We start from the raw sequence: 25,035 nt of genomic DNA, 5'->3' as shown, positions 1-25,035 counted from the left end.
CCACTATGCTTATGGGCGATTTTTCAACTAGGCTCTATAGCGATACGGCATAAGCATTCCGTTGCCCCGCCCGCCCCGCGAGCCATAACAAGCATGTCCGAGACACATCTGGATCTGAACCTGATCCCCTATCTGGTCGCGATGGAAGACACGCGCAACGTGAGCCGCGCCGCCGAGCAGCTCGGCGTGAGCCAGCCGCGCGTGAGCACCGCGCTTGGGCGCCTGCGCGAATACTTCGACGATCCGCTGTTCGTGCGCACATCGAAAGGCATGGAGCCGACACCGCGCGCGCTCGCGATCCTGCCCGCCGCGCGCGACGCGTTGCTGCGCATCGAGAAAGGCATGCTCGACGTGCAGGATTTCGATCCGGCGACGAGCACGCACACGTTTTCGATCGCGCTGTCCGACGTCGGCGAAATCGTGTTTCTGCCGCGTCTTTTGCAGCTATTCGCCGAGCGCGCGCCGTCCGCGAATCTGCGCTCGGTCACGCTGTCGCCGTCGCAAGTGGAACGCGGGCTCGAATCGGGCGATGTCGATCTCGCCGTCGGCTATTTTCCGGACCTGGCGGGCAACAACTTCTTTCAGCAGCGGCTCTTCACGCATCGCTTCATCTGCCTGATGCGCAGCGGACATCCGCTGTCGAAGGGGCCGCTCACGCTCGAGCAATACGTGGCGTCCGGGCATGCGGTCGTGCGCGCCGAGGGACGCAGCCAGGAAGTGCTCGAGAAGTACCTCGAAAAGAAGCGCATCAAGCGACGCGCGGTGCTCGAAACGCCGCACTTCATGAGCCTGCCTTTCATCCTCGCGCGCACCGACCTGCTCGCGACCGTGCCGCACGCGATCGGCTTCGCGTACGTGTCGGAGCATGCGTCGATCATGCTCGTCGAGCCGCCGCTGCCGTTGCCGCGCTTCGACCTGCGGCAGCACTGGCATCGCAAGTTTCATAACGATCCGCGCGGCAGCTGGCTGCGCGGCGTGGTCGCCGAGCTGTTCAACGATGCGATGGACGAATGGCCGAAGTAGCCGTGCGCAGCACGCCCGCGACTGCCCCGGCCGCGAAAGGGGCATCGGCACCTTCGGCGCAAAACATGGAACAATGACCTCGGTTACTGACCCCGCGCGTCGCGCAGCGTCGACGCGCGATCCAGGAGGACGACGCATGACCAGCAGCAAGGCAAGGAAGACCAAACCCGTAGCGGCCGCCGAACGCCCGAGCCGCGAAGAAGCCGAGGCAGCCGTGCGCGTGCTGCTGCGCTGGGCCGGCGACGATCCGCAGCGCGAAGGCCTGATCGACACGCCGGCACGCGTGACGCGCGCTTACGACGAGTTTTTCGTCGGCTACCAGGTCGATCCGCGCGACATCCTCGCGCGTACCTTCTCCGAAGTGGACGGCTACGACGAAATGATCGTGCTGAAGGACATCCGCTTCGAAAGCTATTGCGAGCACCATATGGTGCCGATCATCGGACGCGCGCACGTCGCGTATCTGCCGAACCATCGCGTGGTCGGCATTTCGAAGCTCGCGCGCCTCGTCGATGCGTTCGCGAAACGGCTGCAGATCCAGGAAAAGATGACGGTGCAGATCGCCGATACGCTGAACGATGTGCTGCAGCCGGCCGGCGTGGGCGTGATTCTCGAAGCCGCGCATCAGTGCATGTCGACGCGTGGCGTGCACAAGGCGGGCGTCACGATGGTCACGTCGCGCATGCTCGGCACGTTCCGCACCGATCCGTCGACACGGCGGGAGTTTCTGGCGATCGTCGGGAATCCGGGCGCGGTGGCAGTGCCGAATGCCTGATGAGGCGGACCCGGGGGCTGCTCGTGGTTCGTTGACGATGCAGCCCCCGCTCCTGCGAATCCAGCGTGCGCGCCCGCGCGCACTCTCTTCAAGCGCGCCGGCCACCTTGCGGTGGGCACGCGGGGTTGACAGTTAGTTGCGTATTGACGATTGAAACCGATGGTCAATACCGGCCGTCCACGCATGTCAGCGCAACAGCAGCAACAGGAGCGCCTCAATTGGTCGAGTTTCCGTTGTCGGCGGTTTCAACCTGGGGCAGCGCTATCGTGTTCGTCAACGTCCTGCTGACGCGCCTCGGCGTACCGATTCCGGCCGTGCCGATGCTGCTGTTCGCGGGCTCGGCGATCGCCGCGGGCACCCTGGCGTTCTGGCCGACCCTCGGCGCGGCGGTGCTGGGCGCCTTGATCGGCGACGGCACCTGGTTCGCGGCGGGCCGTCTGTATGGACGCAAACTGCTCGCGTGGCTCGGCCGCTTGTCGCCCGCCGTCGATACGAGGCTGGAAACCGCGCGCGCGCTATTCGAACGCTATGGCGTGCCGCTCGTGTCGGTTTCCAAGTTCGTGCCCGGCCTCGGCCTGGTTACGCCACCGCTGATGGGTACGACCGCCGTCGACATCCGCATCTACGCACTATGGGATCTGGCCAGCGTGATCGCGTGGGCGACGTTCTGGCTGCTCGGCGGCGCGGCCGTGGAACGCGAGGTGCATATGCTGCGCGCGTTCGTCGAGCAGCGCGGCGGCACGATCGCCGACATTCTTCTTGCGGTGGCGCTCGTCTATCTGCTCTACCGGCTGTATCTGCGATATTACGAACGGCGCCGGTTCACGCGAGCCACGTCGGCCCAAGCCGCGCCGATGCTGGCTTCATCGGCGAGTGCCGCCGCGTGGGGCATGCCGTGGCGCTGGCGGCGCTTCGGTCGCCTGCGCCGCATGACGCCGTCCCGCGTGCTCGATGCGCGGCCCGGCGCTCCGCTGCTGGATCTGCGACGCCAGATTCCCGACGCGCGCGCGCTCGATCCGCATTCGCCTGAACAGATCGACGGCGCGCTGCGCACATACGACCTGGTCATCTATTGCATCTGCCCGGACAGCGCGACCGCGCTCGAAGTCTCGCTACATATGCGCAGCAATGGCTACACGTGGATTCGCGCACTGCGCGGCGGGCTCGATGCATGGCAGCGGCGTGGCTTCCCGGTGGGCTTGCTGGCTCACGCGGATGGTGCGGCCGCCAATCGGCCGCGCTCGGCGTTGCGGGACGAAACACCAGCGGCGGTGACGTTGCGCGGCTTCGCGCCGCGCAGTGCGGAGCGCGCCTGAATTACGCTGCGTCGCGACAATCTGGGCCGGAAAGGCGCTCACGCTCACGCGAACGAACACCTGGCGTTAAGGCGTCGCCCCCGTGCGCGAGCCCCCCTGCGCCGCCGAATACTCGTCCCACTGCGCCGACCGGGTGCGATTGCGCCCTTCGTTCTTCGCCACATACAACTGTCCATCAGCGGCGGCCAGCAGCTCGAGTCCGTTCGCGACATCCGTGGCGCTCGGCAGCCCCGTTGCGCAGCCGACGCTCACCGTCACCGCCTGCGGCGCATCGTGTCCGCGCACGATGACCTGGTTTTCCACCTTGCGACGAATCTGCTCCGCCACCGCGAACGCGCGCTGCGCGGTCGTATCCGGCAGCACCACCGCGAACTCTTCGCCGTCGTAGCGCGCGACCAGATCGGCCGAGCGCCGCGCCACGGACGCGATGCAATCGGCCACCGCGACCAATACCTCGTCGCCGCTCTCATGGCCGTAGGTATCGTTGAAACGCTTGAAGTGATCGATATCGATGAACAGCATCGACAGCGGCTTGTTCTCGCGTCGCGCCCGCTTCCATTCGTCGTCGAGCCGCTTGTCGAGCACGCGGCGATTGTTGAGCCCGGTCAGCGGATCGGTCGCGGCAAGACGCAGCAGCGCGGCCTGCGCGCGCTGTTTGTCGCGCAGCGCGAACGCGAGCAGCCACGACACGAGCACGAACACCGAGCCGAACGAGATGGTCAGCGCAGCGGCCTTCGCCGACCTCCACCGCCGTCAGGATCGACATCGCCAACGCGACGAGCGTGCCGGCGACGCCGGCCACCCACGGGCGGTTGCCAACATAGCGGGTCATCCCGGCTCGAACGGCGCGCAACGTCAGGCGCAGCCGATGACGCAGCGAAAGCCCATGCGGTGCCACGCGCCTCGCCTCCTTCGCGGACTATTGTTTCGGACCGCAGCGCGGTGCGCCGTGCATTTTGGGCTGCGGATCCTCCGCGCTAGAGAGGACCGAACGCGCTCTCTCAGCCCAGTAGCTCCGACGCCGCGCGCAAGCGGCGTTTGCGTTTCCTGTCGAGCCCACCCAACGCGGCTTCGATGTGGTCCGCATCGCCAAGCGACGCGGCATTGTCGCGCAACAGCGTTTCGCTCGCGACGGTATCGTTGAGCATGCCGAAGCGCTTCTGGATTTTTTTCAGGCGCTTGAGCGTGCGCTTATGGCTGGTCTTAAGCACCGGCCCGAAAAACTCGAATAGATAGCGCAGTTTCTTGCCCGCTTTTCTGACATCGTGAAAGGCTGCGTAATTCGAGCGTTTCGCATGGCGCGCGCGTTTGATGCGCTTTTTCAATGAGCGCTCTGACGCCCCTATGCGTCGAGCGGCAAATTTGCGCAGCGCAATAGCCGAATCGTGCGTGGCGTGCAGTTGCGCGGAAGTGGTGGCCAACGCATCGCGCAGCAGGTGTTTGACGTCGGCGTTCAACAACGTCTCGCGGCTGGTCGCCAGTGTGTCGCGGCGCGCCTGCTCGAGCTTCGGCATCAATGCTTGCGCGCCGCTGTCTTGCTGCTTGAGCAACGCGATCAGGATGTCCCAATCGCGCGTTTTACCCGCCGCGGTGGCGAGAAACTTGTAGACCGCGCGTTGCCGGGAATTTTCGCCCTCGTCGAGCAGCGGTGCGAAAGCCCACCATAACGAACGCAAACGCCGCAGTGAAACGCGCAGTTTGTGCAGCGCTTCGGGTGACGCGTCGCCGTGCACCCCTTTGGCGAGCCGGATCGCCTCATCGACGAGCGGCGCTGCATAGGAAGTGAAGGCACGCTGTGCCGGTTCGTCCTCCACCGGCTTGTTGACTGTCTCGCTGTCTTGCTTCATCGACGCTCCCCGGAAACATGACCTTACTTCCAGCGTAGCAAAAATGATGCTCAGGAGGATCGCGGCGCTTGTCAGCCGGCACTTCCCTCACGCGTTGGCGCGTCGCGCCGGCAGCGTCTATCCTCGACCGATAGGATCGCGCGTTGCACGGTTCGGCGAGTGCTCCGGCGACGATGCAGTGTGCAGTGCGGCAAATGCCGCAAACAGACCTTAGGAGGATGTATGCGAATACTCGTTGTCGGTGCGACCGGCCTGCTCGGTTCGCACATCGTGAGTCTGCTCGCCACCGAGCATGACGTGGTCGGCGCGAGCCGCAAAGGCTCCGAACTGCACGTCGACCTGTCGGACAAACGCAGCATCGAAGCGATGTATGCGCGAGCCGGCAGCTTCGACGCGATCATCTGCGCGGCCGGCTCCGCGAAATTCGCGCCGCTCGCGGCGCTTCGCGACGAAGACTTTTCTTTTAGTCTTGCCAACAAACTGATGGGGCAGGTCAATCTGGTGCGCTGCGGCGTGGACCATGTGTCGCAAGGCGGCTCGTTCACACTGACGAGCGGCGTGCTCGCGCAACAGCCGATGGAAGGCAGCGCCGCTGTCAGCATCGTCAATGCGGGTGTCGAAGCGTTCGCGCGCTCGGCCGCGCTCGAGTTGCGGGGCAAGGCCCGCGTCAATGTGGTGAGTCCGGGGTGGGTCGCCGAAACGCTCGAATCGATGGGCCGCGATCCGTCGCAAGGGGTACCGGCGGAAATCGTCGCGCAAGCTTATAAACGCACCCTCGGTGGCAGCGCAAGCGGCGAAGTAGTCAGCGCATCGTAAGCGCAACCGAAGTCCGCTCGCCGCTCGTGCTATTCATCACCTGCTTAGTCCGGTTCGGACATCTTACTATTCCCGTCCGCCAGCCTGCGTAGTGTTTACCGGCGTGAGCGGCGTAGGCTAGGCCGCGCCGCGCCTGCTTTTCCCGCACCCCAATGCCGTCACGTAGTTGTCATCGTTGCGACACACAGCGAAAGCAGCATCGAGAACTCTGCGACCACTTTTTGGGGCTCACGTCATGCCGGAACTTTCGTATCCGCAACCAGGCGCCGCCAGCGGCAAAGGCCGTAGCGCGGGCCTGGTTATTTTCGTTGCCCTGCTCATCGCGGGCGCCGTGTACTGCGGCGTTCATCTGATAGACGATCTGCAGCCCGTACGCGAAAGCTCGGTACTGCCGTATCTGCTGCTCGGTGTCGCGCTGCTGATCGCGCTCGGCTTCGAGTTCGTCAATGGCTTTCACGATACGGCCAACGCGGTCGCCACCGTCATCTATACCCACTCGCTGACGCCGAATATGGCGGTCGTCTGGTCCGGCGCGTGGAATTTTCTGGGCGTGCTGACGTCGAGCGGAGCGGTCGCCTTCGGCGTGCTGCAACTGCTGCCCGTCGAGTTGATTCTGCAGGTTGGCAGCAGCGCCGGCTTCGCGATGGTATTCGCGCTGCTGATCGCCGCGATCATCTGGAATCTGGGCACGTGGTCTTTGGGCCTGCCGTCTTCGAGTTCGCACACGCTGATCGGCTCGATCATCGGCGTAGGTCTGATGAATCAGATGCTGCATGGTGCGAACGGCACCAGTGGCGTGGACTGGAATCAGGCGCTCGGCGTCGGCAAGTCGCTGCTGTTTTCGCCGATCGTGGGCTTTCTGCTTGCGGGCCTGCTGCTGCTGATCCTGAAGGCCGTCGTGCGCGTGCCCGCGCTGTATGCCGAGCCGAAGGGCAAGGAGCCGCCGCCGTTCTGGATTCGCTGCCTGCTGATTCTGACCTGCACGGGCGTGTCGTTCGCGCATGGCTCGAACGACGGCCAGAAAGGCATGGGGCTGATCATGCTGATCCTGATCGGTACCGTGCCCACCGCCTACGCGCTGAACAAGGCGGTCACGCCGGCGCAAACGCAGAACTTCGTCGCGGTCGCGCATCAAACCGTGGCGACGCTGTCGCGCTACACGCAGGGCGCGGTGCCTTCCGCGGATCCGCGCGCCGACGTCGAGGCCTTCGTGCGCACCCGTCGGCTGACGCCCGCCACGCTGCCGGCACTGCAGCAGCTGACCGGGCAGATCGGTCGCCAGGTCGGCGAGTCGGGCTCGATGGCCGCGGTGCCGCAAGGCATCGTCGATAACGTGCGCAACAACATGTATGTCACCTCCGAGGCGATCCGTCTGATGCAGAAGGCCAATCAGCCGCAGTTCTCGCCCGAAGACGCGAAGGTCATCGCCAACTTCAGAACGCAGATCGACCACGCGACCAAGTTCATTCCGCCGTGGGTCAAGGTGGCGGTCGCGATCGCGCTGGGTCTCGGCACGATGGTCGGCTGGAAGCGCATCGTCGTTACGGTGGGCGAGAAGATCGGCAAACAGCATTTGACGTACGGCCAGGGCGCGTCGGCTGAACTCGTCGCGATGGTCACGATCGGTGCCGCCGACGTCTACGGTCTGCCGGTGTCGACGACCCATGTGCTCTCTTCCGGCGTGGCCGGCACGATGGCGGCCAACGGCTCGGGTCTGCAATGGGCCACGGTGCGCAGTCTGATCCTCGCATGGGTGCTGACGTTGCCCGCGTCGATCGCGCTCGCGGGCGGGCTGTTCTGGGTGTTCCGTTCGGTGTTCTGAGTTCGCCGATCTGGCGTGGCGAAGCACGAAGAAAAGCGCGGTACGCTGATATACGTACCGCGCTTTTTCGTTGGCCAGCTATTTCATACGATCCGCTTTTAATACACCTCGGGCACGATCATCGACTGAGGCACCGGCTGACGGCTATAGTCTTCGTGATAGACACGCGACGGCAAGTCGATCTGCGGATGCTCGATCTCGTGATACGGCACCTGGCTCAGCAGATGCTGAATGCAGTTCAGGCGCGCGCGTTTCTTGTCGACGGCCTGCACGACCCACCACGGCGCCTCGGGGATATGCGAGCGCTGCAGCATCACCTCCTTCGCCAGCGTATAGGCTTCCCAGCGGCGCCGGCTTTCCAGATCCATCGGACTCAGCTTCCACTGCTTGAGCGGATCGCGAATGCGGTTCTCGAAGCGGATTTCCTGCTCTTCGTCGGTGATCGAAAACCAGTACTTGAGGATCTGCACGCCGCTGCGCGCGAGCATCTTTTCGAACTCCGGCACCGAGCGGAAAAACTCGTCGTATTCCTCGTCGGTGCAGAAGTTCATCACGCGCTCGACGCCCGCGCGGTTGTACCAGCTGCGATCGAATAGCACCATCTCGCCGCCCGCCGGCAGATGCGATACATAGCGCTGGAAATACCATTGCGTGCGCTCGCGATTGTTCGGCGCGGGCAATGCGGCCACGCGGCACACGCGCGGATTGAGGCGCTGTGTGATGCGCTTGATCGCGCCGCCCTTGCCGGCCGCGTCGCGCCCCTCGAAGATCACGACGAGCCGGTGCCCGGTCGCGACGATCCAGTCCTGCAGCTTGACCAGTTCTCCCTGCAGCCGGAACAGTTCGCGGAAGTACTGCTTGCGCGCCTCGCGATGCTCGGGCGTAAAGCCGGCCGGGCCGTCGATGATGCGGTCGTCGACCTCCATTTCGAGTTCTTCGTCGTAGGCGTCGATGAGGTCTTCCTCGAAACGGCGTTGCCGCTCCGCCATCAGTTCGATATCGGGTCTCGGGTCCGGCTCTTTCATTGCGGCTCTCCTCGCAACAGGAATGGGATGGCGCGCGGCGGCTAGCGCGACGCGGTCGCGTTCGATTATCGAAGCGCGAGGTGTCAGCCGTGTTACCGCGTGGGCGGCCGCTGCACATGCGTGGTAACCCGATGATAGCGAGTTTTGCCCCGACTTCCGCCGCTAGGGCCGCGGCCGCGCGAAGCTCAGTTCGTGGCCGTCCGGATCGGTGATATGAAAATAGCGCTCGCCCCACGGCGCATCCGACGGCGCGAACGTCGGCTGCAAGCCTGCCGCCACCGCCTTGGCATGGAACGCGTCGACGTCCGACACGTAGATGATCACGCGCCCCCACCAGTTGACCGGCGCGCGCGCATCGGCGATCAGGTTCAAATACGAACTGCCGAACGCGAACGACGTGAAGCCCTCGCGCGGACCGCCGAACTTGAGCGGGAAGCCGAGCGCTTCGTAGAACGCAACGGCGCGCTGCATGTCGCTGGTGGCGAGCGTGATCGCGCTGAGCGACTCGATGCGTGGACCCGGCTGCGGGGATTGCGGCGCTGAAGCGTTAGATGCGGACATGAACAGGGTCTCCGTGGCGCGAGCGAGCGGCGAGCGACGGCCCGCCCGGGAAAGTGTCTCACGGGCAGTGGCCACCGGTCTGGCGGCGCGGCCGGGACGCCGCCGACGCCCCCGGGATGCACTTGAAAACTCGCCCACCGTCCCGCATCTCGGAGCCCGTCTATCCGGAGCATCGTTATGGGAAGCCGCCCACGCTTCATCGATGACCTGTCGAGCGCCGCACCCGACGCCCCCGGGCCCCAATCCACCGACCTTTTGACCCACGACGACGACGCGCTGCTCGACGCCTACTCCCGCACCGTGATCGGTGCACTGGAGCGCGTGCAGCAGGCGGTCGCGTTTATCGCCGTCGAACACCGGCTGCCCGGCGAAGCGTCCGCGCATGGGCGCGGCGCGCGCGGCGGCACCGGCTCGGGCTTCCTGTTCACGCCCGACGGCTACCTGCTGACCAATAGCCACGTCGTGCATGGCGCGACGCATATCCAGGTGACGCTGGCCGACGGCGCGAAGTTCGACGCCGATCTGGTCGGCGACGATCCCGGCAGCGATCTCGCGGTGCTGCGCATCGGTTCGCCGGAACCGCTGCCGCATGTCGAACTCGGCGAATCATCGAAGCTGCGCGTCGGGCAGATCGCCATTGCGGTCGGCAACCCGCTCGGGCTGCAACAGACCGTCACGACCGGCGTCGTTTCGGCGCTCGGCCGGTCGCTGCGCTCGAACTCCGGCCGCATGATCTACGACGTGATCCAGACCGACGCGGCATTGAATCCGGGCAACTCGGGCGGACCGCTGATCAATTCGGCGGGTCAGGTGATCGGCGTGAATACCGCGATCATTCCTGGCGCACAGGCCATCTGTTTTGCGACCGCGATCGATACCGCGAAGTGGGTCATCATGCAGATCTTCGCGCACGGTCGCGTGCGACGCGCGTATATCGGCGTGGCCGGCACGACGACGCCGCTGTCGCGGCGCGTGCAGCGCTACTTCGGGCTCGGCACGCAAAGCGGCGTGCGCGTGATGGAGATCGTCAAAGGCAGTCCGGCCGCGCTCGGCGGCTTGCGCACCGACGACACGATCGTCGCGATCGACGCGCAGCCGGTGCAGGATGTGGATGCACTGCAACGCACGCTCGATGCTTCGCGTATCGACAAGCCGGTCAACGTGACGGTGTTGCGCGGCGCGCAGCGGGTGGAGTTGACGGTGACGCCGGTGGAGCAGGCAGGGTGATGGGGCACTTTGCGTTGGGCAGCCTTGCCTGGATGCCCAGCGTGAAACCCTACCGAACCACCCGCGCCACCCCTCGCCCGCGCGGATCGGCCGCCGCCTCCGGCTCGTCCCCATCGATCCTGATCACCTGAACATCGCCGGTGAATTGCTGCCCTTCCAGCTTGTAGCCCTTCGCCTCGAGCTGCTGTGCGAGTTCGCCCTCGATCGGCTTGTACGGCTCCGAATAGATCGTATTCGGCGGCAATAGCTGGTGATGGAAACGCATCGCGGCGAGCGCATCCGGCAACGACATGTCGAAGTCGTAGATGTCGGTGATCACCTGGAAGATCGTCGTGAAGATGCGCGATCCGCCCGGCGTGCCGATCACGAGCGCGACCTTGCCGTCCTTCGTCAGAATCGTCGGCGCCATCGACGACAACGGGCGCTTCTTCGGCTCGATCGCATTCACGTCGCTGCCGACCACATCGAACATGTTCGCGGCGCCCGGCTTCGCGGAGAAGTCGTCCATCTCGTCGTTCAGCGCGATGCCTGCCCGATCCACCACGACGCCCGAGCCGAACGCGCCGTTCAGCGTGTACGTGTTCGACACCGCGTTGCCCCATTTGTCGACCACCGAAAAATGCGTGGTCTCCGCCTTCTCCGGCATCGAGGTCCCGAGTCCCGGCTGAATGCTCTTCGTGTCCGACGGCGTATTCGGATCGACCTCGGCCGCGCGCTTGGCCAGATACGGGTCGTCGATCAGTTGCGCGACCGGCACCTTGTAGAAATCCGGGTCGCCGAGATACTGCGCGCGGTCCGCGAATACGCGCTTCTCGAGCTCCGCGATCAGATGCACGTATTGCACGGAATTGAGCGGCACGTTCTTGAACTCGGGCGCGATATCGGCCTTCATCTTCAGCAGTTGCACGAGCCCGACGCCGCCCGAACTCGGCGGCGGCGCGGTGATCACGCGGTAACCGTTCCAGTTCGCCTGCACCGGCTCGCGCCAAACGGCCTTGTACTGCGCGAGATCGGCCTTCGTAATCAGGCCGTGGCCGCGCATTGAAGCGGCGATCAGATCCGCAGTCTTGCCCGTGTAGAAATCTTTCGGGCCCTGATCGGAGATACGCTGCAGGACCGCGGCAAGGTCAGGCTGCCTGAAGGTAACGCCCTGCTTCAGATTGCCGAAGTAAGTGTCGAAATTGGTCTTGCCCGCGAAGTTCTTCGCCGCATCGTCGCGCAGCTTCTGCAGTTGCGGGGCGACCATGAAGCCGTCGCGCGCATAGTGAATAGCCGGCGCGAGCACCTGCTGCCATTTCAGCTTGCCGAAACGGCGCTGCGCTTGCCACATGCCGTCGACGGTGCCTGGCACGCCCACCGCGCGATAGCCGACGAGGCTCATGCCTTTGATGATCTCGCCCTTGTCGTCGAGATACATGTTCTTCGTCGCGGCGAGCGGCGCGCGCTCGCGATAGTCGAGGAAATACGGCTTGTTGTCGACGTACAGCGTCATGAACCCGCCCCCGCCGATGTTGCCCGCATCCGGGAACGTGACCGCAAGGGTGAAGGCGATCGCGGCGGCCGCGTCGACCGCATTGCCGCCTTCGTTGAAGATCTGCTCGGCGGCATCGGCGCTGTATGAGTCCGGCACCGCAATCGCCGAACCGGCAAGCACGGCCGGTTGCGTCTTCGCGGGCGCTTTCGCGACAGCAGGCGCCGCCTCGAGAAACCCGGTTGAAACGCAGAGGATTGCGATCAGGGCCAGACCGCTGATCGAAGCACTGGTTGAAGCTTTGACGTTGCGAAACAAGTTCATGACCTCCTCATCGACGACGACATCCGCATGATGGCTTACGCGCGCCCGCGACGGCCGCGCGAGATCTCATCGCCCGCGTCTCGCGGCAGCCGCCGCGTAATCGGAATCGACAGGCACGAGAACAGACCGACGACGAGAAACGCCGGCCAGAAATCGGAGAACACGATGTTCGGATGCCCTTGCACACGATGCGAAATCTGCAGCACGATGCCCGAGATCGTCACGCCCAGGCCGAGCGACATCTGCTGGATGACGCTCGCGACACTCGTCGCGCGGCCGACGTCGCTGCCTGGAATATCGGCATAGGCCAGCGTATTGAGCGACGTGAATTGCAGAGAAGGAAAGAAGCCGCCCACCAGCACGATGCACCAGATCACCCAATGCGGCGTGCCGGGAAAGAACAACCCGTACACGGCGATCGCGAGACCCGCGCACGCGGCGTTGACCATCAGCACGGTACGAAAGCCGAAGCGTTCGAGAATGCGCGACGCCACCGTCTTCATGAAAATCGAACCGAACGCGGACGCGCACGTGATCGCGCCGGCTCTGAACGCGGTCATGCCGAGCCCTTCCTGCAACGCGAGCGGCAACAGGAACGGCACGGCGCCAAGACCGATCCGAAACAGCGAACCGCCGATCACGCTCGCATGAAAACTTGGAATGCGCAGCAAACGCAGATCGAGCACCGGCAGCGCGACGCGGCTCGCGTACAGCACATAAAGCAGCAGCAACACGATGCCGGTCACGCACATGCCGACCGATTGTCCCGTCGACACCAGTTCGCCGCCGACCAGCGAGAGCCCGAGCATGAACAGCGAAGCCCCGCTCGCCGACAGCACGAAACCGAGCCAGTCGAGCCGGCCCGGATGCGGCTCGCGCGTATTGGCGATGTACTTGTTGGTGAGCCAGATGCCGAGCAGGCCGATCGGCACGTTGATCACGAAGATCAGACGCCAGTGCAGATAGGTCGTGATAAAGCCGCCGAGCGGCGGCCCGACCACCGGACCGAGCAACGCCGGCACCGTCAGATAGTTCATCGCGCGAATGAACTCCGACTTCGGCAGCGACCGGAAGATGATGATGCGGCCCACCGGCACCATCAGCGCGCCGCCGATGCCCTGCACGAAGCGCGCGAGCACGAAGGTTTCGAGCGAAGTGGAGGCCGCGCACAGCAGCGAGCCCGCCATGAAGATGCCGATCGCGGTGCGGAACACGGTGCGCGAACCGAAGCGGTCGGCGACCCAGCCGCAGATCGGGATAAAGACGCCAAGGCCGATCACATACGCGGTGACCGCAAGCTTCAGCGTGATCGGATCATGACCGAGGTCGCGTGCCAGAACCGGCAGCGACGTCACGATGACCGTGCCGTCCACGTTTTCCATGAACATCGCGCACGCGACGATCAGCGGAACGATGAAAGCGCCTAAAGCGAGCAGCATTGTCATGGCGACGGGCGGCCAGCCATCAATGGAAAGCGTCGATTATGGCATCGCGGCGACAACAAATGTTGTCGCGCGAGGGGATTTTGCCGGGTGCCATCGCGCGCTGCCGTGCATCTTAGCGCGCGGCACGGACGCCTCAGCGCGATGCGCTGACGAGCGGCTGCAACTGCGGCAGGATCTCGTTGGCGGCGCGCGCGACGTCGTTCGGAAAGTCGATCTCGATCCACGGCGCGCCGGTCACCTCGGCCGTGTCGAACACCTGGCTGCGCTCGAGCAGCAGGTCGCGCACCGCCTCTTCGTGCGGCATGTTCGCGCGGCCGCTGTCGATATAGCCCGCGACGATCTGCGTGAAGCGTCGCGCGGTTTCCTCGCGGAAGCGGAAGAAGCCGACCGACTCGCCGATCATGTCGTACTCCAGATTGACCGCGAGCTGCTTGCGCAACTCGACCGGCACGCCGTCCTTCAGGCACAGCTTGACGGGCTCGTCGCCCGCTTCGAAATCGCGGTCGATCAGCAGACGGTTGACCGACTCGCCCGCCACCAGCGCGCTCAGGATGCGCTCGTCGTACAGCACGTCGGCGTCCATCAGCAGCACGTCGCCGCCGCGCGTCAACGCGTCGGCAACGGTATGCACGGTCAGCACGCTGCCCAGATCGAAGCGCGGATTGAGCACGGTCTCGACCTTGTGCGGCCAGTCGATGCGCGCGAGTTCCGCCTGCACGGATTCCGGCTGGAAACCGAGCGCCAGCACGACGTCGGTCACGCCGGCGGTTTCGAGCATCTGCAGATGCCGTTCGAGCAGGCTCATGCCGTCGAACTGCAACAGGCATTTCGGAAACTGGGCTTGCGGCGGCTGCTGGAGACGCAGGCCGAGGCCCGCTGCGAGAATGATTGCGCGCATGCGCGGTCCTTTGAAAAAAGTACGGAGGTCAATCGGCAACCGGCACGCGCCGTGGAGCGCGCCGCCGTTGCCAGCTTCGTTCGCTGAAGTGCAATACCAGCAGGCCCGGCAGGCCCAGCAGGAGTTCACGCGCACGCTTGGCGAGCGACAACGCCAGCGCCGCGTCGGGCGGCAAACCCACCAGCGGCGCGAGCAGCAGATAGCCGCCCTCCTGCACGCCGAGCGAGCCCGGAATCATGAAGGCCGCGCCGCGAATCGCCTGGCCGACGCTTTCCAGCAGCAGCGCGTCGATCCAGCCGACCGGATGACCGAGAAAACGCAGCGCGAGCCATACCTCGGCCGTGCCGACGACCCATCCCACGAGGCTCAGCGCAAAGCTCGCCGCCACGCGGCCGCGCTCGCGGTACAGCGACTGCACGGCGGCATCGACGGCTTCCGCGCGCGTCATCAGCGACGACCAGTCGCGCTTGCCGAACACCTTCGACACCACGCCCAGCAGCCGGCCGAACAGACCGCGCCGCTGCGCGAAGTAGAACGCGGCGATCAGCGCGCCGAGCACGCCGGTCGCAATCAGCGTTGCGGTGCGCAGGTCGTGCAGCGTGCCGTGCGCGGCGTACGCGCCGAACATCGCGAGGCCAGCGAGCGCGAACACGATTTGCGCGAGCGCCTGCCAGGTCGTGCTGACGGTGATCGCGGCGGCCGCGTCGCGCAGCAGCATGCCGCGCTGCGACAGTTGACGCACCATCACCACCGGGCCGCCGATCTGCCCAGCGGGCAGCAGGCTATTCACCGACTCGCCGATCCAGCGCGCGGACAACGCATCGCGCAGCGAGGGTTCGGCTCGTGCAGCGCTCGTCGGGCGGCTGGTTGCACCGCTTGCCGGAGCTTCATGCGCACCGTCACGCGAGGGGTGGTCGCGCCTGAACAGCACGGCGATCGCAGCCGCATCGAGCACGAGCGGCACCACGTGGAACGCGGCGACGGCCGCGAGCCCCCAGCCGGCTGCGAGCAAGGTCGACGCCACCGAGCCGAAGCCCTGCCAGGCGAGCAGGCCGACGAACAGCGCCGAGCCGATCGACAGCAGAAGCAGGGCCGCCCGACTCACGCGGCGTCCTTGCCGCGCGAGGCCATCTGACGGAACACCTGGCGGAAACCGAAGTACGCGATCGCGTCCTTCATGTTGGAAACGAAGCGGCGCCACGGCCGCATGTTGGGATCGGTGACGTATTCGAACGTCAGCGACACACGCATCTCGTTCGGCCCGGCCGGCGTGATGCGATGACGCAGCTTGTCGCCATCGAAAAACACGAGGCCGCCCGGCGGAATCTGCACCGAGCCCGGCTGGTCCGGCACCTCCGGATTGCGCGTATGCAGTTCGTAGTCGAGCCGGCACGACGATTCGTCGATCACGCCGAGCAGCAGCGTGTAGCGGCGTCCGTCGTAATACGAAGTATCGTAGTGCCAGCCGATATGGTCGCCGGGGCGCGTGTAGTAGTAGAGCGCGTAGGCGTGCGGATCGTCGGCGGGCGACACCTGCAACTGGTCGCCGCTCAGCTGCTCGAGCCAGCCGATCAACTCCTTCGAGCGATACAGCTCGGCGATGAACGGCGCGAGACGGTCGATCGTATGGCGGCTGACACTGCCGCCCTGCTTGTGACCCGGCAGATAGTTGCGGTTCACTTCGTCGAGCAGCGAGCGCGCGCTGTGTACCAGCTGCGCGGTCACTTCCGGCGCGAGGAAATCGTCCAGATACAGAAACGCGTCCTGCGCGGCGAAGTCTTTACGCAGACGCGCGTTGTCGAACGTGCGGGTCCGGCTCGCGACCGCGCGGTCCGCATCGGGCGCGGGCGTGAGCGCCGCCACGGGCGTGCCTGACGACACGGGCGCGATCACCTCGCCTTCGGCGTGCAGATTCATTTGCTGGCCCACTGTTGACGGGATTCAGACGCGCTGGCGGCCTTGGCCGTCGGGCGAGCGCTACGGCGCGCGACGCGCCAGTAGTCGATCACCACCCATACGGCGAACAGCGGCGCGCCGATCGACGCGACCACCACGAACGGCGCGATGACATTCGTCAGCGTGACGATGGGCAGCAGGTACAGCACGTCCTCGGTTTCGAAGCCCCCCATCGACGCCTGCTTCGTGCCGGCCTTGCCGACCATTTCCTCGATCCGCATGCGCAAAAAGAAGATCAGGGCGACCGCGACACCAGCCACCGCGCCGAGCACGCCGGGCGCGAGCTTCAAAGCGTCGATCTGCGCGCCGCCGACACCGATACCCATGCCGACGAACAGCATCACGGTCACGAGCGCATCACAGGCGAGGTCGTAAAAATGACCGATGCGGCTCGACTTGCCGCCCACTCGCGCGAGTTCGCCGTCCGTGTGATCGACGAAATTCGACAGGACGATCAGCAGTGCGCCCGCATTGGCCCACGCGAATCCCCCGTGCGCAAGGCACAGCGCGCCTGCGACGCCGATCAGCAGGCGCAGCGTGGTCAAATGGTTCGGGGTGACCCACGTGTCGACTAGCGGTGTCACGAGCCGGCGGGCGAGCCGGGCGTCCCACGTACGTGGCGGCGGAACGTTGATTGGAGGTCGGGGTTGCGAAGTCATAAGGCGGAAATATATACGGGATTCTGAAAGCTTGCTGTTATGTCATACGTTTCTCTGTGATTTGCAGATGTCGTTCGTGTGTCCCTCACAAAGCGGAATTCACCGAATCGCTGTAAAGTGCGAATCCAGTTGTGCCAGTCACGCGGAATCTGGTCAATGTGCAGCACCGCTCGTGCCCTCCGGGGGATGGCGCAGTGGTTGCTAATCCACGACATCGACTGTTGACGCCGCCTACGCTCATGAACCGTCTCCTTGTCCCTCTACTGTTTGCCGCCGCCGCCGCGCTGCCCCTTTCCTCGTTCGCCGTGGAGCTCGACGCGCCGCTGACATGCAATGAGAGCGGCCACCAGTTCATTGCCGATCTGATGGCGCAGCAGCTGATCAAACCGAAGCCAAGTCACGTCGAAAGCAACTCGATCAACGCGTTCTCGCCGATGCCCGATGCGCATCTGACCGCGTTCGGTTTCCGCGTATTCGCGGTGGTGGGCTTCGAAAAGGACGACCCGATGTTCCGGGTCGGCGACGGCGAACCGGTCGCCCAGTCCGCGTATGGCGCGGTCGTGTTCGGCAGCGACGACAAGGTTAAAAGCGCGCTTGAAAACGCCGGCAGCACGGCGATCGTGCATCACGTCGCGCCGCTCATCACCGCGATTTTCTGCAAGCGCAGCTAGGCTTTGGCGAGACGTCGTATTCGACCGTTTCGGCACGATCGTCGATATCTTCGACCACGAGCCGGTTCGAGTGGCCAGCCATGATGGCCGGCAGTGTCAGCGACCAGCGGATCCGATCACGACGCCACCGCGCCTACAACCGCCACTTACCCCGGCCGACGAAACTCGTTTGCCACCCACGCCGCGGCGCTCGCCTTGCTGAGCTTGAACGTCGGCGCAACCTGCACTTGCGCGATCTGCTCGCCGAAAATATCGAGCGCGCTCAACAGTGCGTACGGCTCGTCTTCGTCGGGGACGATGTCGAGCGTGATGTCGAGTTCGCCGTTGCCGTCCGCGCTCGGCACGCGCACTGTCTTGTGGAGTTGCGCGCGCATCTGCTGCTCGTGACGACGCAGCACTTCCGCCGCGGTTTTCACGAGCGTGTTGAACGCCGATACGTCGAGCGGCTTCGGATCCTTCTTGTTGCGGCCCATCGTCCACGGTCCGACGAGCGCAGGCTCCGCCTCGCCGTCCTTGATCATTTCGACGGCCCAGCCTTCGTCGTCTTCGTTCTTGATGACGCGCGCGGTCCAGCCGTTGTCGCGCCACAGACGTTCTTCATGCACGCTGTCGTCCGGTCCGAGGAACTCGGCATTCGTGTCGGTCGAGGGAAAGGGCGTGTCGGTCATCACAGGTTCACTCACTTCGCGGGGCGCACAAACAGATTTCGAACCCGCGATTCTACCTGCCCAGCCCCTTGGCCCTGCTCGCTCTGACGAACGGACAAGGCGCGTTCGGAACGGCGCCGCCGCTCAACGCGCAAAAAGTTATATTCACCTACGCGACGGTGTATAAATCCGCTTTAAATGTCAGATAAAAAAACGCGGCTCGAAAGCCGCGTGTAAAAATGAAAAAGACACCCTTTGGTCGAAGGGGTCTATCAAAATTATAAGTGGCATCCACCCTCGATTTAAGGCTTTCTTCGAAAGACTGCATTGCGCAAAACCGTGGGAATCAGCGCAAACGGCCTCGTCCGCTTTCCCCTTGTGCTCGCCGCGAGGCCTTGAGCCGTTACCGCTCGACAATAGTCTCAGACTTGACAGCGCGTCCCGCCATTTATCGTTAAGAATATTTTCCTTTTTCGGACCGGCACTCACGCGATTAATTCACATAATCCCCGATTCGGAAATAAACCGTTGTAAGGCGCTCAATTAAATATCCGCATAGCGGCAAGCATCGCTTCTGACGGCGCTTCTCACCACGCTCTTCGTGCAGGCATTGCGCCGTGCGGCCATCCCCGCGTGGCGCGGTCGAACCCACGCGACACGATCACGTTCGGGTATTTTCATGGGCCTTACGGTTTGCCGTCAGACCAATAAACGCATGGCCGCGCTAGTGACGACGTCGACACATGCTCGGTATACTGCCCCGGCCGCCGTGCGACGCCGCGAAACCGCGCCGCCTGCACCGCAACTTCGTCGCGAAGCATCGCGCTGTACGTCAGCGCATCGCGCTTCGCCCGCGCCTCACCTTCCCATGCATGACCGGGAATGCCGACGATCGGATCATGAAAAGACTTCTCCTGCTTGCCCCAACTGTCGCCCTCACCGCCACCCTCGCCGCTTGCGGTTCATCGGGCGGCCCCGCGCGCGATGCGTCCGCGCCGCTCGTGTACGTGTCGTCGTCACGCACGCCTGCGTCCATCGCCGCCTGCCTCGAAGAACGTCTGCCACGCGTGCGCACCTCGCACGCCGGCGCGGCGACCGAACTTGCGGTCGGTGCCGATTCGCACAACTCGTACTTCGTCACGCTGACCCCGCTCAACGGCAACACGGTCATCAAGGTCGTGCATCCGGCCAATGCGCCCGACGATCCGCCCGAAGAGGAAATGCGCTTCGATATCGCGCGCTGCGCGACCTGAGCGGCGCGGCGCGCTTGAACGCCGTGCGCGTCATGCACGGAAGGCCGATGCGCGAATTTTTATCTCGCGCATCGGCTATTTTTTTACGCGCCCATCTGCGAACATAGCCGCCCTTTGTTTTTCGCGCGGCACCTGTGCCGCGAGTTTCGATGGCATCCAGCAAAGCGCATCATGCAACCGGTTTCGCAGCCGGCATCATCGCGGCGGCGATCGTCGCGCGCAGCGGCGGCGGTCCGTTTCATGCTGGCGTGCTGCTGAGCTTCATCGCCGGCGTGGCCGGCAGCACCGCGCCGGACTGGCTCGAAGTCGCATGGTGGTCGCGCGCGCGGCGGCTGTGGATCACGCATCGAACGTTGACGCATTGGGGCATCGGCTGGCTCGCGCTGCTCGCGGTGTCGTACCACACGCTCGGACATTCGAGCTTCGCGGCGCCCGCGTTCGGCTTCGCGTGCGGCGGCCTGATGCATCTGCTCGCCGACTGGCCGAATCCGCTCGGCGTGCCGTGGATCGCCGGGCGACATTCGTTGAATCTATGGAATAGCGGGCACTGCGATCTGATCGTCGTCGCGGCGTCCTGGGCGGCCGCGTGGTTTATCGGCGAGCATGTGTGGCTGCATGGCATACATGCGTTGCCGTGGTTGCGCCATTGGCCGATCGGCTAGGCGCAGCGATACAATCGGCCCGGCGCGCAGGCGCGGCGGCTAGCCGTGCATCATTGCTGTCCATTGTCGGTTCGCTCTCCTTCGCGGACCTTGCCTTGCGATACGCTGCTGCCCGGCGGCACGCTATGCGTGAGCCACACGTTGCCGCCGATCACCGACCCGCGCCCGATCGTCACGCGTCCGAGAATTGTCGCGCCCGCGTAGATCACGACATCGTCCTCGACGATCGGATGCCGGGCGTTGCCCTTGATCAGCGTGCCGTCCTCATCGGCCGCGAAGCTCTTCGCGCCGAGCGTGACCGCCTGGTACACGCGCACGCGCTCGCCGATGATCGCTGTCTCGCCGATCACCACGCCGGTGCCGTGATCGATGAAGAAGCTTGGCCCGATCGTCGCGCCCGGGTGAATGTCGATGCCGGTCGCCGAGTGCGCGATCTCGTTGATGAAGCGCGCCAGCAGCGGCACGCCGAGCCGATGCAGCGCATGCGCGAGCCGATGATGCGTCATCGCCCACACGCCCGGATAGCACAGCAGGATTTCGGTGATGTGCTGCGCGGCGGGGTCGCCGGTGTACGCAGCCTGGATGTCGCTGACGAGCAGCGCGCGTATGCCCGCCAACTGCGTCGCGAACTCGCGCGCCACCGCGAACGCGCGCTCCCGCAACTCGGCGTCCGGCGTCTCGCCGAACTCGGGCAGGAAGCGCAGCGCGCGGCGAATCTGTTCGGCGAGCAGCCGCAATGTGCTTTCGAGCGTGTGGCCAACGTAGTAGTCCACCGTTTCGTCGGTTAGATCGGGCGCGCCATAATGCGTCGGAAACATCGCGGCGCGCAGACCGGCCACGATATTGACCACCGCTTCGCGCGACGGCAATTCGCGAATGCCGAGCGGATGCCGCGTGCGATGCAATTGCTCGCGCGAGGCGCGCAGGTCGGCGACGATCTGTTCAAGGCCCCAGTTATGGGAAGGCTCGTTGGGCATAAGGGACGGCGCCGTGCGGCGTGCACGGTTCGAAGTGGTTATCGAGCAGAGATTACCGCGTTTTAACGGTGCCCGCCCGGCAGCGCGCAGATCGGCTCGGATGCGTCGACGTGCGCTGGCACGCACGCATCGTTCCCTGACTTCAGATAGTCAGACTGCTCGCGTCGATCCAGCGCACTGCCCAATCGCGCGCGTGCGCGATAGCAGCGGCTTCGTCGGAGAAGCGCAGTTCCGTGGGAAAGAAACGGTTAGCGACCAGTTCGCCGTCGCTCGAGCGCGAGATCACCACGTACGGTTGCCAGGAGCCGTCGCCCGAGCGCGCCGGTTCGCAATTCAAAAGATAGCCGCGATGTGTGAATGCAGCATCGAAGTGCATGAGTCACCCGCCCCTGAAGCCCCGTAACATTTTCTCAGTCGCGCGGCCATTTGTTTGTTAGTTTTTCCCACCGTGCTGGAACAGCCGGAGCATGCCGCCAATTTATCCGCGCGTCGGTCGCAGGAGTAAGATCATACTCTGTAGAAAATACGCGTCCATTAAAAAAAACGAAATGAATCGCGGACGTCATCGCCATCCAATCGCGAGGCAACGCCACTCGCATCGAAGGATGGCGGACAACGCATCGCGACTCCCGCGCACCGCGGCGCCGTGTCAGTCGGAACGGCTTTTGCTCTTCCTTCGAATGTCCGCTTCAGGAGAATGCACGATGAACAGCGCGATCAGCAAGCCCGAAAACGCCGGTACGAAACCGGACCCGAAGGACCCACGAAGCACGGACCTGCACAACGACCGCACGCACGACAGCACGGTCGACACCGACGGCAAGAACCGCGAAGCGGCCCGTCTGGCGGGCCACGGCGCGATCTCGCCCGACGCGGTCACGACCAGCAATGCGACGCTCGACAACAGCGTGCCCGAGTCGCTCGATGGCATGGCCGGCTTCGACAGCAGGGTCGGCGGCAACCACCTGCTGCTCGCGCTCGAGCCGGGCTACTCGGTGATCGACAAGGGCATGGCCGAGCCGCTCGCCGTCTACTCGGCCGACCATCAGTACGACGACCCGCGTCCGGTCGGACAGCGCCGCGATCGTGGCCGCATTCACTATGCGCTCAATCATTTGCGGCCTGCGCGCGTAATCGAATTACACCGGGTGAAATAGGCGCGCGCGTATCATCCCTTTATACGCGCGCGTTTGAATTACCGGGTTTATTCCGATTTATCAGGCAATCACGCAGCACGCACTGTTTTATTCTGGTGCGTGCTTTGCTTGGTTTAACGTGGGTTCGTTTAGCGGAGTTGCGGATGAAGAGAATCGTCGTCATCGGTGCCACGGGCACGCTGGGCCAGGCGATCCGCGCGGAGCTGAAGGCGCGTCACGAAGTGATCGAGGTGGGCGCGACGCGCGGGCAATATCACGTCGATAGCACGGACCCGGCGAGCGTCGAGCGGCTGTTTCGCGACATCGGCAAGGTGGACGGCGTCGTCACCGCGACCGGCAAGGTGCATTTCGGTCCGCTGGAGCAGATGAGCATCGAGCAGTTCTGGGTCGGGCTGCGCGACAAGCTGATGGGCCAGATCAACGTCGTATTCGCGGCGCTGCCGTATGTGAACGACGGCGGATCGTTCACGCTGACAAGCGGCATTCTGGGCGACGAGCCGATCCCGCAGGGAGCGAGCGCGACGACCGTCAATCTCGCGCTCGAGGGCTTCGTGCGCGGCGCCGCGATCGAACTGCCGCGCGGGCTGCGCATCAACGTGGTGAGTCCGACCGTGCTGACGGAGTCGATGGAGGCTTACGCGCCGTTCTTTCGCGGCTTCGAGCCCGTCAGCGCGCAACGCGCGGCGCTTGCTTATCTGCGCAGTGTGGAAGGAGCGCAGACGGGGCGCGTGTATCGCGTGGGGTATTGAACCTCAGTGAATCTCCGGCTCGCCCGAGCTATCGGGACTCACGCCGCCGCGCTGCAGGAAGTCGAAATCGCAGCCTTGATCCGCCTGCAACACGTGCGCCTGATGCAGGGCGCCATAGCCGCGCTCGAAGCGCGCAGCGGGTTTGACCCACGCGGCCTTGCGGCGCGCGAGCTCTTCGTCCGATACCAGCAGATTCAGCCTGCGGCGCGGCACGTCCAGCTCGATCAGATCGCCGCTTCGCACCAACGCCAGCGGTCCGCCGACGAATGCCTCGGGCGCCGCGTGCAGCACGCACGCGCCATAGCTCGTGCCGCTCATCCGCGCGTCAGAGATGCGCACCATGTCGCGCACGCCTTTTTGCAGCAGCTTGCGCGGAATCGGCAGTTGACCCCATTCGGGCATGCCCGCGCCGACCGGCCCCGCGTGCTGCAGCACGAGCACGCAGCTTTCGTCGATGTCGAGCGCGTCGTCGTCGATGCGCGCGGCCATGTCGTCGTAGTCGCTGAACACGACCGCACGGCCCGTATGCACGAGCAGATGCGGCTCGGCCGCGCCCGGCTTGATCACGGCGCCGTCGGGCGCGAGATTGCCGCGCAGCACCGCGAGGCTGCTGTCGCGCAGTAGCGGATTCGTGCGGCGGCGGATCACGTCGTCGTTGAAAATGCGCGCGCCGGCAAGGTTCTCGCCGAGCGTGCGGCCGTTCACGGTTTTCTGCGAGCCGTCGATCAGTTCGCCCAGTTCCGCGAGCAGCCCGCGCAAACCGCCCGCGTAGAAAAAGTCCTCCATCAGATAGGCGCCGGTCGGTCTGATGTTCGCGAGCACGGGCGTGCGGCGCGCGATCTCGTCGAAGCGGTCGAGCGTCAACTCGATGCCCGCGCGCCGCGCAAGCGCGATCATATGCACAACCGAATTGGTCGACCCGGACAGCGCGACACAAGTCGTCACCGCGTTATCGACCGATGCCGCCGTGATCAGGTCCGACGGCTTCAGATCCTCCCACACCATCTCGACGATACGCATGCCGGTTTGCGCGGCCAACTGGGCATGCCGCGAATCGGGCGCGGGAATCGACGCGAAGCCGGGCAGCGTGAAGCCCAGCGCTTCGGCCGCGCTCGTCATCGTCGATGCGGTGCCCATCGTCATGCAGTGACCGGGCGAACGCGCGATGCCACCCTCGACGCCCTGCCAGTCGTCCGGCGTCAGCGTGCCCGCGCGCAGTTCGGCCCAGTAGCGCCACGAGTCGGAACCCGAGCCGAGCGTCACGCCGTTCCAGTTGCCGCGCAGCATCGGGCCGGCAGGCAGAAAGATGGCGGGCAGATCCATCGAGATCGCGCCCATCAACAAAGCGGGCGTGGTCTTGTCGCAGCCGCCCATCAACACGACGCCGTCGGCGGGATACGAGCGCAGCATCTCCTCGGCTTCCATCGCGAGGAAATTGCGGTACAGCATCGTGGTGGGCTTCTGGAACGGCTCGGACAGCGTCTGCACAGGCAGCTCGATCGGAAAGCCGCCGGCCTGCCAGATGCCGCGTTTCACTTCCTCGACACGCTGCTTGAAATGCGTGTGGCACGGATTGATCTCGCTCCACGTGTTCAGAATCGCGATGACCGGCTTGCCCGCGTATTCGTCGCGGTTGTAGCCCATCTGCGCGGTGCGCGAGCGGTGGCCGAACGAACGCAGATCGTTCGCGCCGTACCAGCGATGACTACGCAATTCCTCGGGGGTCTTTCTCTTCGTCAACGTCTACTCCACGA

24 protein-coding genes and 1 pseudogene are annotated in these 25,035 nt (G+C 64.7%); 11 read left to right on the top strand and 14 right to left on the bottom strand.

Features of this window, described 5'->3' with window-relative positions:
- The first annotated feature begins 93 nt into the window (after positions 1 to 93).
- The 3 genes from HDG37_RS09835 (at position 94) to HDG37_RS09825 (ending at position 3,114) form a co-directional block, all read left to right on the top strand.
- Positions 94 to 1,023, top strand: a complete 930-nt coding sequence (locus tag HDG37_RS09835) for a LysR family transcriptional regulator (protein ID WP_184046499.1) — start codon at positions 94 to 96, stop codon at positions 1,021 to 1,023.
- Between the two features lie 136 nt (positions 1,024 to 1,159).
- Positions 1,160 to 1,798, top strand: a complete 639-nt coding sequence (gene folE, locus HDG37_RS09830) for a GTP cyclohydrolase I FolE (RefSeq protein WP_184046497.1) — start codon at positions 1,160 to 1,162, stop codon at positions 1,796 to 1,798.
- A 218-nt stretch (positions 1,799 to 2,016) separates the two neighbouring features.
- Positions 2,017 to 3,114, top strand: coding sequence for a VTT domain-containing protein (locus HDG37_RS09825; protein ID WP_184046494.1), 1,098 nt, complete (start codon positions 2,017 to 2,019; stop codon positions 3,112 to 3,114).
- 66 nt (positions 3,115 to 3,180) lie between these two features.
- Here HDG37_RS09825 and HDG37_RS09820 read toward each other — a convergent pair.
- Together HDG37_RS09820 and HDG37_RS09815 are read right to left on the bottom strand one after the other, a co-directional pair.
- Positions 3,181 to 3,858: pseudogene (locus HDG37_RS09820) on the bottom strand (GGDEF domain-containing protein); the annotation flags it as partial.
- 257 nt (positions 3,859 to 4,115) lie between these two features.
- A complete protein-coding gene (locus tag HDG37_RS09815) occupies positions 4,116 to 4,961 on the bottom strand; it encodes a CHAD domain-containing protein (protein ID WP_184046492.1) in 846 nt (281 codons plus the stop codon).
- A gap of 222 nt (positions 4,962 to 5,183) precedes the next feature.
- Here HDG37_RS09815 and HDG37_RS09810 point away from each other — a divergent pair, with 222 nt between their 5' ends.
- A complete protein-coding gene (locus HDG37_RS09810) occupies positions 5,184 to 5,777 on the top strand; it encodes a short chain dehydrogenase (protein ID WP_184046490.1) in 594 nt (197 codons plus the stop codon).
- A gap of 235 nt (positions 5,778 to 6,012) precedes the next feature.
- Positions 6,013 to 7,599 carry an inorganic phosphate transporter gene (locus HDG37_RS09805; protein ID WP_184046488.1) on the top strand — a complete coding sequence of 529 codons (1,587 nt, stop codon included), beginning with the start codon at positions 6,013 to 6,015 and terminating at the stop codon, positions 7,597 to 7,599.
- 98 nt (positions 7,600 to 7,697) lie between these two features.
- On the opposite strand, the gene ppk2 is transcribed toward HDG37_RS09805, so the two are convergent.
- A complete protein-coding gene (gene ppk2, locus HDG37_RS09800) occupies positions 7,698 to 8,624 on the bottom strand; it encodes a polyphosphate kinase 2 (protein ID WP_184046486.1) in 927 nt (308 codons plus the stop codon).
- A 162-nt stretch (positions 8,625 to 8,786) separates the two neighbouring features.
- Positions 8,787 to 9,185 carry a VOC family protein gene (locus HDG37_RS09795; RefSeq protein ID WP_184046484.1) on the bottom strand — a complete coding sequence of 133 codons (399 nt, stop codon included), beginning with the start codon at positions 9,183 to 9,185 and terminating at the stop codon, positions 8,787 to 8,789.
- Between the two features lie 177 nt (positions 9,186 to 9,362).
- Between HDG37_RS09795 and HDG37_RS09790 the strand changes: the two genes are divergently transcribed.
- On the top strand, positions 9,363 to 10,412 hold the full coding sequence (locus HDG37_RS09790; protein ID WP_184046482.1) for a S1C family serine protease: 1,050 nt from the start codon (positions 9,363 to 9,365) through the stop codon (positions 10,410 to 10,412).
- 49 nt (positions 10,413 to 10,461) lie between these two features.
- Here the strand turns inward: HDG37_RS09790 and ggt are convergent, their stop codons facing one another.
- The 6 genes from ggt to HDG37_RS09760 form a co-directional block, all read right to left on the bottom strand.
- Positions 10,462 to 12,207: a gamma-glutamyltransferase gene (gene ggt / locus HDG37_RS09785; RefSeq protein ID WP_184046480.1), complete on the bottom strand. Its 1,746-nt coding sequence runs from the start codon at positions 12,205 to 12,207 to the stop codon at positions 10,462 to 10,464.
- A gap of 35 nt (positions 12,208 to 12,242) precedes the next feature.
- Positions 12,243 to 13,646, bottom strand: coding sequence for an MFS transporter (locus HDG37_RS09780; RefSeq protein WP_184046734.1), 1,404 nt, complete (start codon positions 13,644 to 13,646; stop codon positions 12,243 to 12,245).
- 139 nt (positions 13,647 to 13,785) lie between these two features.
- Positions 13,786 to 14,550 (bottom strand): NTP transferase domain-containing protein, encoded by a 765-nt coding sequence (locus tag HDG37_RS09775; RefSeq protein WP_184046478.1) that lies wholly within the window; start codon positions 14,548 to 14,550, stop codon positions 13,786 to 13,788.
- Between the two features lie 28 nt (positions 14,551 to 14,578).
- Positions 14,579 to 15,655 carry a lysylphosphatidylglycerol synthase domain-containing protein gene (locus HDG37_RS09770; protein ID WP_184046476.1) on the bottom strand — a complete coding sequence of 359 codons (1,077 nt, stop codon included), beginning with the start codon at positions 15,653 to 15,655 and terminating at the stop codon, positions 14,579 to 14,581.
- Positions 15,652 to 16,467: a 2OG-Fe(II) oxygenase gene (locus HDG37_RS09765; protein ID WP_184046474.1), complete on the bottom strand. Its 816-nt coding sequence runs from the start codon at positions 16,465 to 16,467 to the stop codon at positions 15,652 to 15,654. The genes HDG37_RS09770 and HDG37_RS09765 overlap by 4 nt, the downstream gene beginning before the upstream one ends.
- Entirely contained in the window at positions 16,464 to 17,165 is a 702-nt protein-coding gene (locus tag HDG37_RS09760; RefSeq protein ID WP_184046472.1) for a CDP-alcohol phosphatidyltransferase family protein, read from the bottom strand. The genes HDG37_RS09765 and HDG37_RS09760 overlap by 4 nt, the downstream gene beginning before the upstream one ends.
- Positions 17,166 to 17,404: 239 nt before the next feature.
- Here HDG37_RS09760 and HDG37_RS09755 point away from each other — a divergent pair, with 239 nt between their 5' ends.
- Positions 17,405 to 17,836: a hypothetical protein gene (locus HDG37_RS09755; RefSeq protein ID WP_184046471.1), complete on the top strand. Its 432-nt coding sequence runs from the start codon at positions 17,405 to 17,407 to the stop codon at positions 17,834 to 17,836.
- A 146-nt stretch (positions 17,837 to 17,982) separates the two neighbouring features.
- Here the strand turns inward: HDG37_RS09755 and HDG37_RS09750 are convergent, their stop codons facing one another.
- Complete coding sequence (locus HDG37_RS09750) at positions 17,983 to 18,504, bottom strand: hypothetical protein (protein WP_184046469.1); 522 nt, start codon at positions 18,502 to 18,504, stop codon at positions 17,983 to 17,985.
- A 722-nt stretch (positions 18,505 to 19,226) separates the two neighbouring features.
- Between HDG37_RS09750 and HDG37_RS09745 the strand changes: the two genes are divergently transcribed.
- Together HDG37_RS09745 and HDG37_RS09740 are read left to right on the top strand one after the other, a co-directional pair.
- Entirely contained in the window at positions 19,227 to 19,736 is a 510-nt protein-coding gene (locus HDG37_RS09745; protein WP_184046467.1) for a hypothetical protein, read from the top strand.
- 149 nt (positions 19,737 to 19,885) lie between these two features.
- Entirely contained in the window at positions 19,886 to 20,398 is a 513-nt protein-coding gene (locus tag HDG37_RS09740) for a metal-dependent hydrolase (RefSeq protein ID WP_184046465.1), read from the top strand.
- A 50-nt stretch (positions 20,399 to 20,448) separates the two neighbouring features.
- Here the strand turns inward: HDG37_RS09740 and epsC are convergent, their stop codons facing one another.
- Positions 20,449 to 21,375 (bottom strand): serine O-acetyltransferase EpsC, encoded by a 927-nt coding sequence (gene epsC / locus HDG37_RS09735; RefSeq protein WP_184046463.1) that lies wholly within the window; start codon positions 21,373 to 21,375, stop codon positions 20,449 to 20,451.
- Between the two features lie 142 nt (positions 21,376 to 21,517).
- Positions 21,518 to 21,751 (bottom strand): hypothetical protein, encoded by a 234-nt coding sequence (locus HDG37_RS09730; protein WP_013092363.1) that lies wholly within the window; start codon positions 21,749 to 21,751, stop codon positions 21,518 to 21,520.
- Positions 21,752 to 22,079: 328 nt separating this feature from the next.
- Here HDG37_RS09730 and HDG37_RS09725 point away from each other — a divergent pair, with 328 nt between their 5' ends.
- The gene (locus HDG37_RS09725) at positions 22,080 to 22,532 is read left to right on the top strand and encodes a DUF3005 domain-containing protein (protein WP_184046461.1); all 453 of its coding nucleotides are present in this window, start codon (positions 22,080 to 22,082) and stop codon (positions 22,530 to 22,532) included.
- Positions 22,533 to 22,675: 143 nt separating this feature from the next.
- On the top strand, positions 22,676 to 23,281 hold the full coding sequence (locus tag HDG37_RS09720; RefSeq protein WP_090807306.1) for a short chain dehydrogenase: 606 nt from the start codon (positions 22,676 to 22,678) through the stop codon (positions 23,279 to 23,281).
- A gap of 3 nt (positions 23,282 to 23,284) precedes the next feature.
- On the opposite strand, the gene araD is transcribed toward HDG37_RS09720, so the two are convergent.
- On the bottom strand, positions 23,285 to 25,021 hold the full coding sequence (gene araD / locus HDG37_RS09715) for an L-arabinonate dehydratase (RefSeq protein ID WP_184046459.1): 1,737 nt from the start codon (positions 25,019 to 25,021) through the stop codon (positions 23,285 to 23,287).
- Between the last annotated feature and the right edge of the window lie 14 nt (positions 25,022 to 25,035).

The sequence above is a fragment of the Paraburkholderia sp. MM5384-R2 genome, assembly GCF_014201025.1.
GTDB lineage: Bacteria > Pseudomonadota > Gammaproteobacteria > Burkholderiales > Burkholderiaceae > Paraburkholderia > Paraburkholderia tuberum.
Note: the sequence above shows the minus strand (reverse complement) of the source record. Positions and strands in the feature narration are given on the sequence as shown.

Coding starts and splice junctions, on each gene's coding strand:
- HDG37_RS09760 (WP_184046472.1), bottom strand. CDS start 17,165: ATGACTTCGCAACCCCGACCTCCAATCAACGTTCCGCCGCCACGTACG.
- HDG37_RS09720 (WP_090807306.1), top strand. CDS start 22,676: ATGAAGAGAATCGTCGTCATCGGTGCCACGGGCACGCTGGGCCAGGCG.
- HDG37_RS09765 (WP_184046474.1), bottom strand. CDS start 16,467: ATGAATCTGCACGCCGAAGGCGAGGTGATCGCGCCCGTGTCGTCAGGC.
- HDG37_RS09750 (WP_184046469.1), bottom strand. CDS start 18,504: ATGACCGACACGCCCTTTCCCTCGACCGACACGAATGCCGAGTTCCTC.
- epsC (WP_184046463.1), bottom strand. CDS start 21,375: ATGCCCAACGAGCCTTCCCATAACTGGGGCCTTGAACAGATCGTCGCC.
- HDG37_RS09815 (WP_184046492.1), bottom strand. CDS start 4,961: ATGAAGCAAGACAGCGAGACAGTCAACAAGCCGGTGGAGGACGAACCG.
- HDG37_RS09805 (WP_184046488.1), top strand. CDS start 6,013: ATGCCGGAACTTTCGTATCCGCAACCAGGCGCCGCCAGCGGCAAAGGC.
- HDG37_RS09780 (WP_184046734.1), bottom strand. CDS start 13,646: ATGCTGCTCGCTTTAGGCGCTTTCATCGTTCCGCTGATCGTCGCGTGC.
- HDG37_RS09725 (WP_184046461.1), top strand. CDS start 22,080: ATGAACAGCGCGATCAGCAAGCCCGAAAACGCCGGTACGAAACCGGAC.
- HDG37_RS09740 (WP_184046465.1), top strand. CDS start 19,886: ATGGCATCCAGCAAAGCGCATCATGCAACCGGTTTCGCAGCCGGCATC.
- HDG37_RS09730 (WP_013092363.1), bottom strand. CDS start 21,751: ATGCACTTCGATGCTGCATTCACACATCGCGGCTATCTTTTGAATTGC.
- ppk2 (WP_184046486.1), bottom strand. CDS start 8,624: ATGAAAGAGCCGGACCCGAGACCCGATATCGAACTGATGGCGGAGCGG.
- HDG37_RS09775 (WP_184046478.1), bottom strand. CDS start 14,550: ATGCGCGCAATCATTCTCGCAGCGGGCCTCGGCCTGCGTCTCCAGCAG.
- HDG37_RS09810 (WP_184046490.1), top strand. CDS start 5,184: ATGCGAATACTCGTTGTCGGTGCGACCGGCCTGCTCGGTTCGCACATC.
- HDG37_RS09745 (WP_184046467.1), top strand. CDS start 19,227: ATGCTCGGTATACTGCCCCGGCCGCCGTGCGACGCCGCGAAACCGCGC.
- HDG37_RS09795 (WP_184046484.1), bottom strand. CDS start 9,185: ATGTCCGCATCTAACGCTTCAGCGCCGCAATCCCCGCAGCCGGGTCCA.
- folE (WP_184046497.1), top strand. CDS start 1,160: ATGACCAGCAGCAAGGCAAGGAAGACCAAACCCGTAGCGGCCGCCGAA.
- ggt (WP_184046480.1), bottom strand. CDS start 12,207: ATGAACTTGTTTCGCAACGTCAAAGCTTCAACCAGTGCTTCGATCAGC.
- HDG37_RS09835 (WP_184046499.1), top strand. CDS start 94: ATGTCCGAGACACATCTGGATCTGAACCTGATCCCCTATCTGGTCGCG.
- HDG37_RS09755 (WP_184046471.1), top strand. CDS start 17,405: ATGAACCGTCTCCTTGTCCCTCTACTGTTTGCCGCCGCCGCCGCGCTG.
- HDG37_RS09790 (WP_184046482.1), top strand. CDS start 9,363: ATGGGAAGCCGCCCACGCTTCATCGATGACCTGTCGAGCGCCGCACCC.